The organism is Pseudothioclava alba, from assembly GCF_033100795.1.
In the GTDB taxonomy this organism is placed as follows: Bacteria; Pseudomonadota; Alphaproteobacteria; order Rhodobacterales; family Rhodobacteraceae; genus Pseudothioclava.
Map to the genome: position 1 here is coordinate 1,176,778 of NZ_JAWLVI010000001.1, position 17,476 is coordinate 1,194,253.

A 17,476-nucleotide genomic window follows, 5' to 3' on the forward strand; every position below is an offset into this window, starting at 1 on the left:
GGCCGGAATTGCATATTCTCAATAGGCCGATAATTCACACAAGTCACGCGCCCGATGCGCCCAAAGTCGAGAAATCGTTACATTTCCGGTCGAAAAATCATCTTTGTGATCACAAATTTTCCACCCGTGATCACATGTTAACGCTCGCAAGCGCGCCGGACTCCGCACGCGCCAAAGCGAGTCTTTCACACCGCGCCCGGCACCTCTCAGGCAACAGAGGCTCCCTTGCTGCGGGCTTCCAGCGCGACAAACGGGCGTAGCGACGGGAACCGCGCGAGCTGATGTTCGGGCAATTGCGACACCTGCACAGCCCCGTCCGGCCTCGCGGGAACAGAGTCGTTCTGCCCGTGCACCGCGCGCAGATACATCGGTCGTGCGCCGCACAAAAATCGAACCGGATGCCGTCTGCGCAAGACCCGATGGGCGGTAAGATACGGGTTTTGCGCAAAGTTTGCTGGCCCGAGAACGGCCAGCCCAAGATTGACGCACCGTTCGCGCATTTTCACGACACGCGGCGCGGTGCGCAAATTCTTTCCGAAAAGAACCCAGTATCCCAGCGGGAAGGACAGATATGTATAGCCCGCCTCTCCAAGTTCCGGCGCCGCCTCGGCGCCCGCGTTGCGTAGCCGCGCCACATAATCCGTCGCCAAAGCATCGTCATCATCCAGAACGACCTGCGCGCCAAGAGGCACGGCCCCATCCCCGTCAAAGCGGCGCGCCTGATAGTTGCGAAAATAACGCCCCGCTTTCGCAGGCGGCTCGAAATGGACCTCGGCCCGGCCCTTGAACCGGTCCAACACCATTTCGCGCAAACGCCGCTGCCATCGGGCCGGCATCTGCTCGGAGCTCAGAACATCCCAATGGAAATCATCATCGCCCTGCGCCAGCAGCGAGGGGACAGTCATCGCCTCGAACATGGCGAAGCGTGCCTCCAACCGCTCGTCAGAAAAAAGCAGCGCCGGATCCTGCGAAGCCTCTGACTTCCAGCCACTGCGCCCCAGAAATGAAAACCGGGTCTGAATAAACACACGCAACATGCAATGTAACCTTTAAACCTGGATCAAAATACATCTATCATATAAAGGATAGCACCCGGTTGCGGCATCATTCAACGAAAGAACCCCTTATCAAGGCCGCTCTGACTTAGCTGTGTCCCCTAAAGCGCATCAGCCGACCGCTCTCGGGTCTCGCCCGGCACGCCGGCGGCGTCTTCTTGCGCACGAAACTTGCAGAAAATCGGGTGCATTCCCGCGCGGGTTTCACCCAGCTGGAACACGTCGATCTCGAAGCCATTGCGGTTGTAGGTCATCATATCGTCCCATGCGGCGCGGCACCGCCCCCACATCTCTTCATCGGCGCGCATCGCGACTTCGGGCGGGTTGAACCCCAAAACAACGCACCTGCGCGCAATCCGCACCATCTCGTCAACGATTTCCGGCCAGCGCGCCGGATCGGCATAGGCTTCGATCGCCTGATAGGCACAGACGTAATCGAAGCTCTTGTCCTTGAACGGATAAGGTAGCTGCCCGCCATCGTGCAAAGTCACATCAAGCCCAAGGCTTTCGATGATCGGCTGATAGGGCCAGCCGTCAACCTCGTCCGCGCGCTCGCACTCGGATTCCTGCGCCCGCAGGAGTTCCATCTCTTGAAACTGCCAGGGCTTCTTGGTGCCCTTGCGCTGGATCTTGGCATCCCCTGTGGCCCAGGCAAAGTCCGTTCCGGCGACGCGATGGCCATAGTGGCGCCAAACCTCAAGCATGGCGCCATGCGCGGTTGAAAGCTCCAGAATATCCAGCGGCTCGGAATTCAGGGTTTCGGGCATGTGCTGCAAAATACGCACCCACGCCCGCTCGCAGTTGTTTCGCCGGACGAGGTATTTCCACATGATCCGGTCGATCCGCCGGGTGGAGTAACCGCCCAGCAGGTATCGACCGCCAAAGGCTTCCGGCATAGGCGGCAGCCATTTCAGAGCTTCTGACTGTTCAAAGCGGCGCATTCGTAGCCCGAGGCGAGAGGAGATGTGCCAGAAACTGTATCGGGAACTGGTTAACCCCCTGCTAGCTCCGGCTCTTTCTTGGAACTACGATCCCGCACGCTCTTAGCGCGGCATCACCGCCCAGTAATCCAGATCCAGCAAGACCTCGGGCGCGTATTTTCCGTCGTCGCCACGCAGCGCAAACGCCCCGGCCCCTTGCTTGACCGCCACAAGACGCAGGCGGATCAGGCCAACGCTCGGGTCGTCGGTTTCAGCCTTGTCCAGAACCTCGGACCAGGCCTTGACGGTGTCGCCCGCGAAGCACGGGTTCGCGTGCGCGCCGCCGTTCAGCGCAACGATCATCTGCGCGTTGGCAAGGCCGTTGAAGCTGAGTGCGCGCGCCATCGAGATCACATGCCCGCCGTAGATCAGCCGCTTGCCATCGTCCCGGAAGGTCGCGTCGAAATGCACCTTGGCGGTGTTCTGCCACAGGCGCGTGGCGATCATATGCTCGGCTTCCTCGATCGTGACACCATCGACGTGGTCGATCTTTTCGCCGATCTCGTAGTCGCCCCAGCGGTGCGGCTCGCCTGCCAGATCGAAATCATAGCCCGCGAAGGTCAGCCCCTCGGGCAGCACGATGTCCGCCGGATCGACAACTTTCGCCAGCTCGGGCAGCACGGTTTCGGGCGCGGGCGCATCCAGATTGCCTTTGCGCACCATCACCCAGCGGACGTATTCCAGCACAACCTCGTCCATCTGGTTCAGGCCGCGCGTGCGGACATAAACAACGCCCGATTTGCCGTTCGAGTTTTCCTTGACGCCGATCACCTGCGACTCCGAGCGCAGCGTGTCGCCCGGATACACCGGCTTCAGCCAGCGCCCTTCGGCATAGCCAAGGTTCGCGACCGCGTTCAGCGACACATCCGGCACCGTCTTGCCAAAGACCACATGGAAGGCCGCCAGATCATCCAGCGGGCTGCCCTCAAGGCCGCAAGCCCCCGCAAACTCGTCCGAAGAATAGAGCGCGTGGCGCGCCGGATAGAGCGCGTGATAAAGCGCGCGCTCCCCCTCGGCCACGGTGCGCGGCACGGCATGGCGGATCACATCGCCAACCTTGTAATCCTCGAAAAAGCGGCCCGGATTGGTCTTTGCGGCCATGATCGTTCCTCCGTTGCGGCGCGCTTATTGCTCGCCCAGTTTCATCTCGGGGGAATACTCCCCGTCCTTTTCTTTCACCACGGCCTGACCGCAGCGCATGATCCCCTTGGCGGCATCAAAGGCGTATTGCGGATCGCCATACAGCGACCAGCCCTTGTTCAGAGCGGCCGTGACCTTGTGGCAGAACTCGCTCGTGTCATCGGCGGACAGAAAACGGTATAGTTGCATCTGTTCTCTCCCTTAGCCGAAAGCCGGATAGCCAAGCGCGTAGTGTAGCCCCGCAATCGCGCCATAAAGCACCAGCGTCGCGACCACTGCGATCACCTCGAATTTCGCTGCCTTCGCAGCGGGCGGCGTCCATTTCGGTTCGGCCTTGTTGATCAGCATCATCTCAAGGCGCGCCCAGATCGCGATCCCGCCAAACAGAACAAAGCTTGGCACATCGCCGTTCACCAGAATATGCGCCGAGCCCCACAGAGCCGTGCCGATCAGCATCGGGTGGCGGATCTTGCGAGCGATAGCGGTCTTCATCCCCGCCGCCGCGAACAGGTAAACCGAGACCAGCATCAGCAAGTTCTGGATCCCCACCAGCGCGGGCGAGCGCCCCCAGATCACGGCGCCATCGGTCATACGGTAGCCGATCACCATCAGCACGGTGCCGACGACAACCATCCCCGTCACCATCGGGCGCTCTGCCCCCTTGAGCGAGCGGTGAAAGCCCGGAACGATGCGTTTTCCCAGATGAGCGAGCGACCACAAAAGGACGCCGAGGATAAGAACTGCCATGTCGATTGCCTCTTAGCTGTTGAGCGCGGCAATCGCCTCCGCTTTCGCCAAGGTCTGCCGCGCGGTCACGATATGCAGATTCTCGACGATCCTTCCATCCACGACCGCAACCCCGAGGCCATTCTTTTCGGCTTCTTCGAACGCGGCGATCTGACGCTTGGCCAGATCGACCTCGGCCTCCGAGGGGGCAAAGGCCGCATTCGCGACCTCAAGCTGCGCGGGGTGGATCAGGGTTTTGCCGTCAAAGCCCATGTCGCGGCCCTGTTCACATTCGACTTTCAGACCGTCCTCGTCCTTGAAGGCGTTATAGACGCCGTCCACGATGATTTTCCCCTCGGCCTTGGCGGCCAGAAGGCACAGGCCAAGCCCCGCCTGAAGGCCCAGACGATCGGCGCGGAAGCGGGTTTGCATCTCTTTCGCAAGGTCATTGGTGCCCATCACCATGCCTTCAAGGCGCGGGTGGGACGCAATTTCATGGGCGTTCAGCATACCAAGCGCGGTTTCCATCATCGCCCAAAGCGGAACGTCGGGGATCAGCGCGGCAACCGCGTCCAGATCAGCGGCTTTCGAGACCTTCGGGATCAGGATCGCGTCGACCTTGGCACCGCCCGCAATCGCCGCAGCAAAGGCGCGCAGATCGTCGGCGCCCCATTCGGTGTCCAGCCCGTTGACCCGCACGATCCGCGCCCGCTGGCCGTAATCCGCCGTTTTCAGCGTTTCGGCCAAAAGAGCGCGCGCATTGACCTTTTCGTCAATCGCCACGGCATCTTCGAGATCAAAGATGATCGCGTCACACACCAGCCCCGTCGCCTTTTCAAGCGCGCGCTCTTTCGAGCCGGGAATATAGAGAACCGAGCGATAGGGACGATGGGCCATGATTCTTTCCTCCGCAACAATGTTGCGCCAAAGAACACCGCAAAGACAGATTCAGCAACCCCCGATTTGCCGCAACGCAGAAAAACCCTGCGTCGTTCTTGTCAGATCGCCGTCCAGATCAGCCGCAGCGAGATCAGCAATAACGCCCAGATCACAATACGGAAGAACAGAACTTGCGGGATCACCTTCACCGCCCAGACCCCGATCAGCACCGCTATTGCGGCGGGCAGCATCAGCGCGGCCGCGATCTCAAGGCTGCCAAGATTGACCTGCCCCAAAAAGAAATAGGGCGGCAGTTTCGCCAGATTGATAAAGGCAAACAGCACCGTCGAGGTGCCCGCGAACACCGCCTTGGTCATCCCCAAAGGCAGCGCGTAAACTTGCCACGGCGGCCCGCCCGAATGGCTGACGAAGGACGTAAACCCCGAAAGCGCGCCCCAGAACACACCCTTCCCGACCTGTGGCCAGCGCGGTTCGGCCACCACAGGTTTACGGAAAATCGCGTTCAGCGCAAAGACGGTGCCGATCAGCCCGACAAGGATCGACACGGCGCGTTCCGGCACGATATGGGCGGTCGCCCAGCCAAAGCCGATCCCGATCAGCGCGGCGGGGGCGACGATCAGCAAAACACGGCGGTCGAACTCGCGCCGATAGGCCCACAGCCCGACCATATCCGAGACAATATAGACCGGCAGCAATAGCCCCGCCGCCTGCACGGGGCTCATCACCTGCGCCAGCAACGGCACCGCGATCCCCGAGATCACCGGCAGCCCGCCCTTCGACAGTCCGACCGACATTGCGGCGATCACCGCCAGCACCCAGCCTATCGTATCCAGCTCCATCCCGCCCCCCCAGAATCGCCCGGCCTGCCCTTGCAAGGTTTCGGCGCTAACATCCCCCTTAGCGGCCCACCCCGCCCGAAGGCCAGCGCGGATTTGAGGAATTTTTCGCAAGTATTTTCCGCATTTTTTGGTGCACAACGGCATACAAAGCCCGTGCCGCAGCGCAGCGCCCTTGCCACAAGCCCCTTAAGAGGCTAACCCATGCGCGTCAGTTTCAACCCATTCATCCTGACTTTGGAGGACTCAAATGGCCCGACCCAAGATTGCCCTTATCGGCGCCGGTCAAATCGGCGGCACGCTCGCCCACCTGGCTGCAATCAAAGAACTCGGCGATGTCGTGATGTTCGATATCGCGGAAGGCACGCCGCAGGGTAAATCCCTCGACATCGCTGAATCCGGCCCCTCCGAAGGCTTCGACGGCGTATTCAAAGGCACCAACGACTACGCCGACATCGCTGGCGCAGACGTCTGCATCGTGACCGCTGGTGTGCCGCGCAAGCCCGGCATGTCGCGCGATGACCTGCTTGGCATCAACCTCAAGGTCATGAAGTCGGTCGGCGAAGGCATCGGCAAATATGCTCCGAATGCCTTTGTTATCTGCATCACCAACCCGCTTGACGCGATGGTCTGGGCGCTCCAGCAGTTCTCGGGTCTGCCCGCGAACAAGGTTGTCGGCATGGCTGGCGTTCTGGATTCGGCGCGCTTCCGCCACTTCCTTTCGGTCGAATTCGGCGTGTCGATGCGCGACGTCACCGCATTCGTTCTGGGCGGCCACGGCGACACCATGGTGCCGCTGGCACGTTACTCGACCGTTGGCGGCATCCCGCTGCCCGACCTCGTCGAAATGGGCTGGACCACGCAGGACAAACTGGATGCAATCATCCAGCGCACCCGCGATGGCGGCGCAGAAATCGTCGGCCTGCTGAAAACCGGCTCGGCCTTCTATGCTCCGGCAACCTCGGCCATCGAAATGGCTGAAGCCTATCTGAAAGACCAAAAGCGCGTTCTGCCCTGCGCAGCCTACGTTGACGGCGCTCTTGGCCTGAACGGCATGTATGTCGGCGTTCCGACCGTGATCGGCGCTAACGGCATCGAGAAAGTCATCGACATCAAGCTCAACAAAGACGAGCAGGCGATGTTCGACAAGTCGGTTGACGCGGTCAAAGGCCTCGTAGACGCCTGCAAAGGCATCGACCCGACGCTGGCCTGAGTATCCGGCCTCTGGAAACGAAACGGCGCGCCCTTATGGCGCGCCGTTTTGCTTTAGCGCATCATCAAAGGCGCCGGATCAAAGCAGAACTGCGCCTTAGCCCGCGCAATCAGATCGGCCTCGTGCTCGATCAAGGCCGCATCAAAGGCTGCGGGGGACAGATCAACCTGCGCCCCGAAAAGCGCGGCCACATGGACCTCGATCCTCGCGTCGTCCTGCAGCAAAAGCCCGCTGGTTCCCAGTTCCGCCGCCTCGAAGGGCGACACGCCCTGCACGTTCCACCACTGCGCCAACAGCGCCCGCGGGTCGGCGGCTATTTCGGCCACACGCGCGAATTGCGCCTTGCGCGGCGCGCCATAGGGGACCGGCTGCCCCTTGTATTCGGTGGTCGCGCGGCGCAGCATCTTGAGCAGGTAATGCAAAGGCGTCAGCCCGTCGAAATGGCGCAGCACGGCGGCATTGGCGGGGCGATAGGGCAGATCATTGGTCGAACTGTCCCAATGCGACAGCGGATAATGCACCCCGATCACATAATCGCGCCCCGAGCGGGTGATCGACTTGCCCGCCACATGCCCACCGACACCACGGTCGATATAGAGCGCGCGCTCGCCATAGAAGGCCTCCCGCGCCTCGGGGCTATCACGCCACGGCTTGCGAAAAGCCCCCTGAAAGATCGACTGGCCCGCATCCATCCCTGCCCTGTCACCGATAAAGCAGCGCTCTTCGACATCCAGCCGCACCCATGCCTTCTGCTCTCCCACATGCGCCAGATCCCGCGCCAGATCACGGCCCGCCAGCGGCACAATGAACTCGTCCGCGTCGCAATGGCACAGCCACTCGCATGAGGTTTCCCGCAACGCGCGCGTGGCATTGTATTTCTGGCGGCCCTGATGGCGCGCAGGGCGCTTGTTCTTCCACGCCCGCGCCCAGCCGTCATCGCCCGAATGATGGAGCCGCACCCCCTCCACATCGCCAAGCAGCGCCTCGGCCTGCGGGTTCGGGCGATCAAGAAACAGCCAGACCTCGGACGCGCCCACGGCCAGATGATGCGCCGCGTAGGCCGCCAGAAGCGCCGCTGGTTCATCCACCATCGCGACCACACCCCACCGCGGCAAACCCGCATCTGTTTTCCGATTGTTACTCAAACCAGCACCACCTTTTTGCAATCCTTACCCCGAACGGGCCGGAACATCCAAGTGAGTCGTAATCTTTACCTGATCTGGTCAACAATCTGTAAAATGTGATCACACCCGCAAAACCTGTGATCACAAAATCCTCTTTTCTCTGCCCAAACCGCCCCGAAGGGCATTTATCGTTTTGTTACACGACCTCTCTGTGACAAAAACCGACCAAATCGCACCAGCATGGGAAAATGCCATGAACATTCATGAATATCAGGCGAAGCAGCTCCTCAAGAGCTACGGTTGCCCGGTCTCCGACGGCCGCGTAGTTCTGAAAGCGGACGAAGCCAAAACCGCCGCTGGCGAGCTTGACGGCCCGCTCTGGGTCGTCAAGGCGCAAATCCACGCCGGCGGCCGCGGCAAGGGCAAATTCAAAGAGCCCGAAGCCGGTGAAAAGGGCGGCGTTCGCCTTGCCAAGTCGGTCGAAGAGGCCGAAGCAATGGCCAAGCAGATGCTCGGCAAGACGCTGGTGACGCACCAGACCGGCCCGGCTGGCAAGCAGGTTAACCGCATCTACATCGAAGACGGTTCCGACATTTCCCGCGAGCTGTATCTCGCGCTGCTGGTTGACCGCGCCTCGTCGCGCGTGTCGATCGTGTGCTCGACCGAGGGCGGCATGGACATCGAAGAGGTCGCCGCATCGACCCCCGAGAAGATCCTGACCCTCACCATCGATCCGGCCACCGGCTACATGCCCTACCACGGCCGCCGCGTCGCCTTCTCGCTGGGGCTTGAAGGCGGTCAGGTCAAGCAGATGGTTGCGCTTCTGGGCAACCTCTACCGCGCCTTCATGGACAAAGACATGGAGATGCTGGAAATCAACCCGCTGATCGTGATGGAAGACGGCAACCTCAAGGTTCTCGACGCCAAGGTCGGCTTCGACGGCAACGCTGTCTACCGCCACTCGGACATCGCCTCGCTGCGCGACGAAACCGAAGAAGACCCGAAAGAGCTTGAGGCCTCGAAATACGACCTCAACTACATCGCGCTCGACGGCGAAATCGGCTGCATGGTGAACGGCGCTGGCCTCGCAATGGCCACGATGGACATCATCAAGCTGTATGGCGCAGAGCCGGCGAACTTCCTTGACGTTGGCGGCGGCGCCACCAAGGAGAAAGTGACCGAAGCCTTCAAGATCATCACCTCGGACCCGAACGTGAAGGGCATCCTTGTGAACATCTTCGGCGGCATCATGCGCTGCGACATCATCGCCGAAGGCGTGATCGCTGCCGTGAAAGAGGTCGGGCTTCAGGTGCCGCTCGTTGTGCGCCTTGAAGGCACCAATGTCGAACTCGGCAAAGAGATCATTGCGACGTCGGGCCTTAACGTGATCGCGGCGGATAACCTCGCCGACGGCGCCCAGAAAATCGTGAAAGCGGTGAAAGGCTAAGAAAATGGCAGTCCTCGTCAACGAAAACACCAAAGTCATCTGCCAGGGCTTCACCGGCTCGCAGGGCACTTTCCACTCCGAGCAAGCGATTGCTTACGGCACCAAGATGGTCGGCGGCGTGACGCCCGGCAAAGGCGGCACCAGCCACCTGAACCTGCCGGTGTTCAACTCGGTCCACGAAGCCAAGCATGTGACCGGCGCGAACGCGACCGCGATCTATGTGCCCCCGCCCTTCGCGGCTGACTCGATCCTCGAAGCGATCGACGCCGAGATGGAGCTGATCGTCTGCATCACCGAGGGGATCCCGGTCCTCGACATGATGCGCGTGAAGCGCGCGCTGATGGACAGCAAATCGCGCCTCGTCGGCCCGAACTGCCCCGGCGTCATCACGCCGGACGCCTGCAAGATCGGCATCATGCCGGGTCACATCCACAAGCGCGGCTCGTGCGGCGTTGTTTCGCGCTCGGGCACGCTGACCTATGAGGCCGTGAAGCAGACCACCGATCTTGGCCTCGGCCAGTCCTCGGCTGTTGGCATCGGCGGCGACCCGATCAAAGGGACCGAGCATATCGACGTGCTCGACATGTTCCTGGACGATCCGGAAACCACCTCGATCATCATGATCGGCGAAATCGGTGGCTCGGCGGAAGAAGAAGCCGCAGAGTTCCTGAAAGAGCAGAAGAAGAAAGGCCGCTGGAAGCCGACCGCTGGCTTCATCGCTGGCCGCACGGCTCCTCCCGGACGTCGCATGGGCCACGCTGGCGCCATCGTTTCGGGCGGCAAAGGTGACGCGGAATCGAAGATCGAGGCAATGCGCTCGGCCGGTATCGTCGTCGCGGAAAGCCCCGCGCACCTCGGCGAAGCCGTGATGAAAGCGATCAAAGGCGAATAAGTCTTTCGGGGTCGGCCTTCGGGCCGGCCCCTCCCCCTTGGGTGCCTCGCAACCACCCGCTCGCAAGCGCAAATCAGAGCCGACCTCTGCTTTGCCCTTTCGAGCCCAGCTTGAAGGCCACGGCATGTTGCCGTTACGGGAGAGAGATTATGATGATTGCGCTTCGTATGACCTTGGCCGCTGCGGCCCTCGCCTCGCTTTCCGCCTGCGGTGCAACCGGCAACACCGGCATGAGCAGCTATGTGGCCGTGCCCCAGATCTATTCTCCGACGACCTATTCTGACGGTGTGAACCGCGCAGCAACTGTCGCTGTCGCCGCAGCCCCCGCGGGCCAACCTTCCGCGCCCGCGCGCGTCGGGGTAACCGTGATCAACCCTTACACCGGGGCAGCAGTCTTCACGACCGACCGACAACTCACGCCGGACGAACAGATGCGCCTTGCCGCCGAATATTGCCGCTCGCAGGGCAAGGTTCTTGGTTCGGCCAACTTGTCGCAGGTCTCCGCCTCCGGCGCCCCCGGAACCAACAACCAGGTTTTCTGCCAGTAAGGCCCCGCCAGTTAAAAAATTACAAGTGCGGCCCGTATCCGCCACTCAACCGACCACCGTTAGCCAGGTGACACCATGAACGATCAATCTCCGAACGACACGTTCCACGCTTCCTCCTTCCTGCAAGGGGCAAACGCGGATTACGTCGAACAGCTTTATGCGCGCTACGCACAGGACCCGTCCTCTGTTGATGCCGCATGGGCCGATTTCTTTGCAACTCTGGGCGATGACCAGCTTGCCGTGACCAAGTCGGCGCAGGGCGCGTCGTGGGACCGTCCCGACTGGCCGCCGATGCCGTCGGACGACCTGACCGGCGCGCTGACCGGCGAATGGCCGGCCGCGAAAGAGCTGAAAGGTGCAGGCGACAAGATCAAAGCGAAAGCCGCCGAGAAGGGCGTCGAGGTTTCGGACGAGGCCGTAAAGCGCGCCGTTCTGGACAGCATCCGCGCGCTGATGATTATCCGCGCCTACCGTATCCGTGGCCACCTGATCGCGGACATCGACCCGCTTGGGATGCGTGACAGCGCGCTCCACCCCGAGCTGGACCCGAAAGCCTATGGCTTTACCGATGCCGATATGGATCGCCCGATCTTCATCGACAACGTGCTTGGTCTGCAAATCGCCTCGATGCGTCAGATCATGGACGTGCTCAAGCGCACCTATTGCGGCACTTTCGCGCTGCAATACATGCACATCTCGGACCCCGAGGAGGCAAGCTGGCTGAAAGAGCGGATCGAGGGGCTTGGCAAAGAGATCGCCTTCACCCGTGAAGGCCGCCGTGCGATCCTGAACAAGCTGGTCGAGGCCGAGGGCTTCGAAAAGTTCCTGCACGTCAAATATATGGGCACCAAGCGTTTCGGCCTTGATGGCGGCGAAGCACTGATCCCGGCGATGGAGCAGATCATCAAGCGCGGTGGCGCGCTTGGCCTGAAAGAAGTCGTCATCGGGATGCCCCACCGCGGTCGCCTGAACGTGCTGGCCAACGTGATGAGCAAGCCGTTCCGCGCGATCTTCCACGAATTCCAGGGCGGTTCCTACAAGCCCGATGACGTGGATGGCTCGGGCGACGTGAAATATCACCTCGGTGCCTCGTCGGACCGCTCGTTCGATGACAACAAGGTTCACCTGTCGCTGACCGCTAACCCCTCGCACCTTGAAGCGGTGAACCCGGTCGTTCTGGGCAAGGTCCGCGCCAAGCAGGACCAGTTGAACGACGAAGACCGCATCGCGGTTCTGCCTATCCTTCTGCACGGTGACGCGGCCTTTGCCGGTCAGGGCGTCGTGGCGGAATGTTTTGCGCTCTCGGGCCTGAAAGGGCACCGCACCGGCGGCACGATGCATATCGTCGTGAACAACCAGATCGGCTTCACCACCGCGCCGCACTTCTCGCGCTCGTCGCCCTACCCGACGGACAACGCGCTTGTGGTGGAAGCCCCGATCTTCCACGTCAACGGCGATGATCCGGAGGCCGTGGTGCACGCCGCCAAGGTCGCGACCGAGTTCCGCCAGAAGTTCCACAAGGACGTGGTTCTGGACATCTTCTGCTACCGCCGCTTCGGTCACAACGAAGGCGACGAGCCGATGTTCACCAACCCGGCGATGTATAAAAACATCAAGGGCCACAAGACCACGCTCCAGCTTTATACCGAGCGTCTTGTCGCGGACGGGCTTATCCCCGAAGGCGAGATCGAGGACATGAAGGCCGCGTTCCAGTCGCATCTGAACGAAGAGTTCGAGATCGGCAAACAGTTCAAGCCGAACAAGGCGGACTGGCTGGACGGGCGCTGGTCGCACCTCGATCGCCAAACCGCCGAGTATGACGCTGGCGTCACCTCGGTTTCGCCCGAGACCTTCAAGGAAGTCGGCACCGCGCTGACCTCCTACCCCGAGAATTTCGACATCCACAAAACCGTCGCGCGCCAGCTTGATGCGAAGAAGGCGATGTTCGAAAATGGCAAGGGTTTCGACTGGGCGACCGCCGAAGCGCTGGCTTTCGGTTCGCTTTTGACAGAGGGCTTCCCGGTTCGCCTTGCCGGTCAGGACTGCACGCGCGGCACCTTCTCGCAGCGTCACTCGGGGCTGATCGACCAGACCACCGAAGATCGCTACTACCCGCTCAACCATATCCGTGCGGGCCAGTCGCGTTACGAGGTGATCGACTCGGCGCTCTCGGAATACGCGGTTCTGGGCTTCGAGTATGGCTATTCGCTGGCCGAACCGAACGCGCTGACCATGTGGGAAGCCCAGTTCGGTGACTTCGCGAACGGCGCGCAGATCATGTTCGACCAGTTCATCAACTCGGGCGAGCGGAAATGGCTGCGGATGTCGGGCCTTGTGTGCCTCTTGCCGCACGGCTTCGAAGGCCAAGGCCCGGAGCACTCCTCGGCGCGCCTAGAGCGCTTCTTGCAGCTCTCGGCGGAAGACAACTGGATCGTTGCGAACTGCTCGACTCCGGCGAACTACTTCCACATCCTGCGCCGCCAGATCCACCGCAACTTCCGTAAGCCGCTGATCCTGATGACGCCGAAATCGCTTCTGCGTCACCCGCTGTGCACCTCGTCGGCTGACGAATTCACCACCGGCTCGTTCTTCCGCCGCGTGATGTGGGACGACGCCGATCCGCAGCATCAGGGCAACTCGGAGTTCAAGCTGGCCGCCGACGCCAAGGTCAAGCGCGTCGTGATCTGCTCGGGCAAGGTCTATTACGACCTGCTGGCCGAGCGCGACAAGCGCGACCTCGAAGACGTCTACATCCTGCGTCTCGAACAGTTCTACCCGTTCCCTGCGCATTCGATGGTGACCGAACTGTCGCGCTTCAAGGGTGCCGAGGTGATCTGGTGTCAGGAAGAGCCGAAGAACCAGGGCGCCTGGACCTTCGTCGAGCCGAATATCGAGTGGGTTCTGACCAAGATCGAAGCGAAACACACGCGCGCCCGCTATGCCGGTCGTGCGGCCTCGGCCTCGCCCGCAACGGGTCTGGCCAGCCGCCACAAGGCCGAGCAGGAAGCNGCAACGGGTCTGGCCAGCCGCCACAAGGCCGAGCAGGAAGCGCTGGTCAACGAAGCATTGGAGGGCTGATATGAGCACCGAAGTCCGTGTGCCCACCCTGGGCGAATCCGTGACCGAAGCCACCGTCGCCACCTGGTTCAAGAAACCGGGTGACGCGGTCGCCGTTGACGAAATGCTCTGCGAGCTTGAGACCGACAAAGTCACCGTCGAAGTGCCCGCCCCCGTGGCTGGCACCCTGGGCGAGATCGTCGCAGCCGAAGGCGTGACCGTCGGCGTTGATGCCCTTCTTGCTGTTATTACCGAGGGTGCGGCAGCCGCCGCCCCGGCCCCCAAACAAAATTCCGGCGCCGCCGCAGCGCCCCAATCCAATGAGGTCAAAATGACTGACGTTATGGTTCCGACGTTGGGCGAATCCGTTGCTGAAGCGACGGTCTCCACCTGGTTCAAGAAAGTGGGCGACACTGTCGCGCAGGACGAAATGCTGTGCGAGCTTGAAACCGACAAGGTCTCGGTCGAGGTTCCCTCGCCCGTCGCAGGTGTGCTGACCGAAATCGTGGCCCCCGAGGGCACCACGGTTGATGCCTCGGCCAAGCTGGCCGTTGTGGCCGAAGGCGCTGCGGCTGGTTCCGTCGCCGCCGCTCCGGCGGCTGCCGCCCCTGCCGCTGCTCCGGCAGCATCGGGCGCGAAAGACGTCGAGAACGCACCGTCCGCGAAAAAGCTGATGGCGGAAAAGGGCATTGATCCGGCATCGGTTCAGGGCACGGGCAAAGATGGCCGCGTGATGAAAGAAGACGTGGCGAATGCCTCGGCCGCTCCGGCTGTGTCGATTGCGCCTGCTCCGGCAGCCGCTCCGCGCGCTCCGGGCAACCCGTCCGACGCCGCCCGCGAAGAGCGCGTCAAGATGACCCGCCTGCGCGCTACCATCGCACGCCGCCTGAAAGACGCGCAGAACACCGCCGCGATGCTGACCACCTATAACGAGGTGGACATGTCGGGCATCATGGCGCTGCGCAACGAATACAAGGACAGCTTCGAGAAGAAGCACGGCGTCCGCATGGGCTTTATGTCCTTCTTCACCAAGGCTTGCTGCCATGCGCTGAAAGAAGTGCCCGAAGTCAACGCCGAGATCGACGGCGGCGACATCGTCTACAAGCACTACGTCCACATGGGCGTGGCTGCTGGCACGCCGACCGGCCTTGTGGTTCCGGTTATCCGCGACGCCGACCAGATGTCATTCGCCGAGATTGAGAAAGCGATCGCTGAAAAGGGCAAGCGCGCCCGTGACGGCAAGCTCTCGATGGCGGAAATGCAGGGCGGCACCTTCACCATCTCGAACGGTGGTGTCTATGGCTCGCTGATGTCCTCGCCGATTCTGAACCCGCCACAGTCGGGTATCCTTGGCATGCACAAGATCCAGGATCGTCCGGTCGTGGTGAACGGTCAGATCGTGATCCGCCCGATGATGTATCTGGCGCTCAGCTATGACCACCGCATCGTCGACGGCAAAGGCGCCGTGACCTTCCTCGTCCGCGTCAAGGAAGCGCTGGAAGACCCGCGCCGCCTGCTGCTGGACCTGTAATCGCACTTCGGGGCGGCCCTTGCGCCGCCCCTTCTTCCATCTTCGCCCGACTGGCCGAACGGCATCGGGCGCGCGGGGCTCCCCGCGACCAGTCAAAGGACTATTCCAATGGCAGACTTCGACGTAATCGTGATCGGTGGTGGCCCGGGTGGCTATGTCTGTGCGATCCGCTGTGCGCAACTTGGCCTGAAAACCGCCTGTGTCGAGGGCCGCGAGACCCTTGGCGGCACCTGCCTCAACGTGGGCTGCATCCCCTCGAAGGCGCTTTTGCACGCGACCCACAGCCTGCACGAAGCCGAGCATAACTTCGCCAAGATGGGCCTGAAGGGCAAATCCCCCTCGGTCGATTGGGAGCAGATGCAGGCCTACAAGCAGGACGTCATCAACGGCAACACCAAGGGCATCGAGTTCCTGTTCAAGAAGAACAAGGTGACTTGGCTCAAGGGCTGGGGCTCGATCCCGGCGGCCGGTCAGGTGAAGGTCGGCGAGGAGGTCCACTCGGCCAAGAACATCATCATCGCTTCCGGCTCGGTTCCCTCGAGCCTTCCGGGCATCGAGATTGACGAAGACACCATCGTCACCTCGACCGGTGCGCTGTCGCTCAAGAAAACCCCGAAATCGATGGTCGTGATCGGCGCAGGCGTGATCGGGCTTGAGATGGGCTCGGTCTACAAGCGTCTTGGCGCCGACGTGACGGTCGTCGAATTCCTCGACAACATCACGCCCGGCATGGATGCCGAGGTCGCCAAGTCGTTCCAGAAGCTGCTGGCCAAGCAGGGCATCAAGTTCGTTATGGGCGCTGCCGTTCAGGGCGTTGCCAAGGGCAAGAACAAGAACACCGTCAGCTACAAGCTGCGCAAGGACGACAGCGAGCATTCGATTGATGCCGAGGTCGTTCTGGTCGCAACCGGTCGCAAGCCCTACACCGACGGTCTGGGCCTTGCCGAACTGGGCGTCGAGATGACCGACCGCGGTCAGGTCAAGACCGACGCGCATTGGGCGACCAACGTCAAAGGCATCTACGCCATCGGTGACGCGATCGTCGGTCCGATGCTGGCCCACAAGGCCGAGGACGAAGGCATGGCCGTCGCCGAGGTTGTCGCGGGCAAGCATGGCCATGTGAACTACGGTGTGATCCCGGGCGTGATCTATACCACCCCCGAGGTCGCCAGCGTCGGCCAGACCGAAGAGCAGCTCAAGGCCGAGGGCCGCGCCTATAAGGTCGGCAAGTTCTCGTTCATGGGCAACGGCCGCGCCAAGGCCGTGTTCCAGGGCGACGGCTTCGTCAAGCTGATCGCGGACAAGGAAACCGACCGTATTCTTGGCTGCCACATCATCGGCCCGGCAGCGGGTGACATGATCCACGAGATCTGTGTCGCGATGGAGTTCGGCGCCTCGGCTCAGGACATCGCGCTGACCTGCCACGCGCACCCGACCTATTCGGAGGCCGTGCGCGAAGCCGCGCTGGCCTGTGGCGACGGCGCAATCCACGCCTGAAAAGAGCTGATAGTTCAAAATGGGGGGTGGCCACCCGGCCACCCTTTTTCTGTTTATTTTCCGTCAAAACCCAGACGCGCTGGCTGGACATCTTTGAACCCGGCGCCCCGATCGCTGGTGTCAAGAGCCGTCGAAGCCATCAATCTGCGCGCTTGGCGACGGGCAGAAAACTCCGCGTCACTCTGGGCATATTCCAATGATTTCAGGAAGAAATCTGGAGGCGAGTAGCGGAATCGAACCGCTCTAGACGGATTTGCAATCCGCTGCATAACCTACCTGCCCACTCGCCGCAGATAGGCTTCGTCTACACGATGGAAAAACCGCCTGCAAGCCGATATTCCCGAAAACCCTGTGCCGAAGTGGCTGATGCTATGGGCTTCACCTGATCGGTTGGACGGCGTCTAAACGTAAACATCCGGCGAAGGCCACGGTCAGGGTGCGTTGAGGGCGTCCTGTTGTGTTTTCCAGTGCCACGGCAGCAATTCGGGGAGGCGCGAGACGGGCAAGTCCGGCAGCCGCGCCAGGACGTC

Annotated in this window: 15 protein-coding genes and 1 tRNA gene; 7 read left to right on the plus strand and 9 right to left on the minus strand. The window is 61.7% G+C overall.

What is annotated here, in order from left to right:
* Positions 1-206: 206 nt before the first annotated feature.
* From RYZ20_RS05800 to RYZ20_RS05830, 7 genes are all read right to left on the minus strand, one after another.
* Entirely contained in the window at positions 207-1,028 is an 822-nt protein-coding gene (locus RYZ20_RS05800) for a glycosyltransferase (RefSeq protein ID WP_317671243.1), read from the minus strand.
* Between the two features lie 128 nt (positions 1,029-1,156).
* The gene (locus RYZ20_RS05805; RefSeq protein WP_317671245.1) at positions 1,157-1,996 is read right to left on the minus strand and encodes a class I SAM-dependent methyltransferase; all 840 of its coding nucleotides are present in this window, start codon (positions 1,994-1,996) and stop codon (positions 1,157-1,159) included.
* A gap of 102 nt (positions 1,997-2,098) precedes the next feature.
* Positions 2,099-3,136, minus strand: a complete 1,038-nt coding sequence (locus tag RYZ20_RS05810) for a MaoC family dehydratase (protein ID WP_317671247.1) — start codon at positions 3,134-3,136, stop codon at positions 2,099-2,101.
* 24 nt (positions 3,137-3,160) lie between these two features.
* Positions 3,161-3,364 (minus strand): DUF1737 domain-containing protein, encoded by a 204-nt coding sequence (locus tag RYZ20_RS05815; RefSeq protein ID WP_317671249.1) that lies wholly within the window; start codon positions 3,362-3,364, stop codon positions 3,161-3,163.
* Between the two features lie 12 nt (positions 3,365-3,376).
* Positions 3,377-3,922, minus strand: coding sequence for an NnrU family protein (locus tag RYZ20_RS05820; RefSeq protein ID WP_317671251.1), 546 nt, complete (start codon positions 3,920-3,922; stop codon positions 3,377-3,379).
* A 12-nt stretch (positions 3,923-3,934) separates the two neighbouring features.
* Positions 3,935-4,798 (minus strand): HpcH/HpaI aldolase/citrate lyase family protein, encoded by an 864-nt coding sequence (locus RYZ20_RS05825; RefSeq protein WP_317671253.1) that lies wholly within the window; start codon positions 4,796-4,798, stop codon positions 3,935-3,937.
* Positions 4,799-4,899: 101 nt separating this feature from the next.
* Positions 4,900-5,634: a sulfite exporter TauE/SafE family protein gene (locus tag RYZ20_RS05830; protein ID WP_317671360.1), complete on the minus strand. Its 735-nt coding sequence runs from the start codon at positions 5,632-5,634 to the stop codon at positions 4,900-4,902.
* A gap of 253 nt (positions 5,635-5,887) precedes the next feature.
* Between RYZ20_RS05830 and mdh the strand changes: the two genes are divergently transcribed.
* A complete protein-coding gene (gene mdh, locus RYZ20_RS05835; RefSeq protein WP_317671255.1) occupies positions 5,888-6,850 on the plus strand; it encodes a malate dehydrogenase in 963 nt (320 codons plus the stop codon).
* Positions 6,851-6,903: 53 nt separating this feature from the next.
* Here mdh and RYZ20_RS05840 read toward each other — a convergent pair whose 3' ends face one another.
* The gene (locus RYZ20_RS05840) at positions 6,904-7,995 is read right to left on the minus strand and encodes a glycosyltransferase family 2 protein (RefSeq protein ID WP_317671257.1); all 1,092 of its coding nucleotides are present in this window, start codon (positions 7,993-7,995) and stop codon (positions 6,904-6,906) included.
* A 232-nt stretch (positions 7,996-8,227) separates the two neighbouring features.
* Between RYZ20_RS05840 and sucC the strand changes: the two genes are divergently transcribed.
* The 6 genes from sucC to lpdA all read left to right on the plus strand — a co-directional run bounded on the left by sucC (position 8,228) and on the right by lpdA (position 16,946).
* On the plus strand, positions 8,228-9,421 hold the full coding sequence (sucC, locus tag RYZ20_RS05845) for an ADP-forming succinate--CoA ligase subunit beta (protein ID WP_317671259.1): 1,194 nt from the start codon (positions 8,228-8,230) through the stop codon (positions 9,419-9,421).
* A 4-nt stretch (positions 9,422-9,425) separates the two neighbouring features.
* Positions 9,426-10,313 carry a succinate--CoA ligase subunit alpha gene (gene sucD, locus RYZ20_RS05850; RefSeq protein WP_317671261.1) on the plus strand — a complete coding sequence of 296 codons (888 nt, stop codon included), beginning with the start codon at positions 9,426-9,428 and terminating at the stop codon, positions 10,311-10,313.
* A gap of 149 nt (positions 10,314-10,462) precedes the next feature.
* Positions 10,463-10,861, plus strand: a complete 399-nt coding sequence (locus RYZ20_RS05855) for a hypothetical protein (protein WP_317671263.1) — start codon at positions 10,463-10,465, stop codon at positions 10,859-10,861.
* Positions 10,862-10,936: 75 nt separating this feature from the next.
* Positions 10,937-13,939 (plus strand): 2-oxoglutarate dehydrogenase E1 component, encoded by a 3,003-nt coding sequence (locus tag RYZ20_RS05860; protein ID WP_317671265.1) that lies wholly within the window; start codon positions 10,937-10,939, stop codon positions 13,937-13,939.
* A gap of 1 nt (position 13,940) precedes the next feature.
* Positions 13,941-15,449 carry a 2-oxoglutarate dehydrogenase complex dihydrolipoyllysine-residue succinyltransferase gene (gene odhB / locus RYZ20_RS05865; RefSeq protein WP_317671267.1) on the plus strand — a complete coding sequence of 503 codons (1,509 nt, stop codon included), beginning with the start codon at positions 13,941-13,943 and terminating at the stop codon, positions 15,447-15,449.
* A 108-nt stretch (positions 15,450-15,557) separates the two neighbouring features.
* A complete protein-coding gene (gene lpdA, locus RYZ20_RS05870; protein WP_317671269.1) occupies positions 15,558-16,946 on the plus strand; it encodes a dihydrolipoyl dehydrogenase in 1,389 nt (462 codons plus the stop codon).
* A 215-nt stretch (positions 16,947-17,161) separates the two neighbouring features.
* Here lpdA and RYZ20_RS05875 read toward each other — a convergent pair.
* Positions 17,162-17,235, minus strand: a tRNA-Cys gene (locus RYZ20_RS05875).
* Between the last annotated feature and the right edge of the window lie 241 nt (positions 17,236-17,476).

What these genes read in the sequence shown, in the direction of transcription:
- RYZ20_RS05825 (WP_317671253.1), bottom strand. Translation starts at nt 4,798, where the DNA reads ATGGCCCATCGTCCCTATCGCTCGGTTCTCTATATTCCCGGCTCGAAA.
- RYZ20_RS05805 (WP_317671245.1), bottom strand. Translation starts at nt 1,996, where the DNA reads ATGCGCCGCTTTGAACAGTCAGAAGCTCTGAAATGGCTGCCGCCTATG.
- RYZ20_RS05820 (WP_317671251.1), bottom strand. Translation starts at nt 3,922, where the DNA reads ATGGCAGTTCTTATCCTCGGCGTCCTTTTGTGGTCGCTCGCTCATCTG.
- sucD (WP_317671261.1), top strand. Translation starts at nt 9,426, where the DNA reads ATGGCAGTCCTCGTCAACGAAAACACCAAAGTCATCTGCCAGGGCTTC.
- RYZ20_RS05855 (WP_317671263.1), top strand. Translation starts at nt 10,463, where the DNA reads ATGATGATTGCGCTTCGTATGACCTTGGCCGCTGCGGCCCTCGCCTCG.
- sucC (WP_317671259.1), top strand. Translation starts at nt 8,228, where the DNA reads ATGAACATTCATGAATATCAGGCGAAGCAGCTCCTCAAGAGCTACGGT.
- mdh (WP_317671255.1), top strand. Translation starts at nt 5,888, where the DNA reads ATGGCCCGACCCAAGATTGCCCTTATCGGCGCCGGTCAAATCGGCGGC.
- odhB (WP_317671267.1), top strand. Translation starts at nt 13,941, where the DNA reads ATGAGCACCGAAGTCCGTGTGCCCACCCTGGGCGAATCCGTGACCGAA.
- lpdA (WP_317671269.1), top strand. Translation starts at nt 15,558, where the DNA reads ATGGCAGACTTCGACGTAATCGTGATCGGTGGTGGCCCGGGTGGCTAT.
- RYZ20_RS05810 (WP_317671247.1), bottom strand. Translation starts at nt 3,136, where the DNA reads ATGGCCGCAAAGACCAATCCGGGCCGCTTTTTCGAGGATTACAAGGTT.
- RYZ20_RS05815 (WP_317671249.1), bottom strand. Translation starts at nt 3,364, where the DNA reads ATGCAACTATACCGTTTTCTGTCCGCCGATGACACGAGCGAGTTCTGC.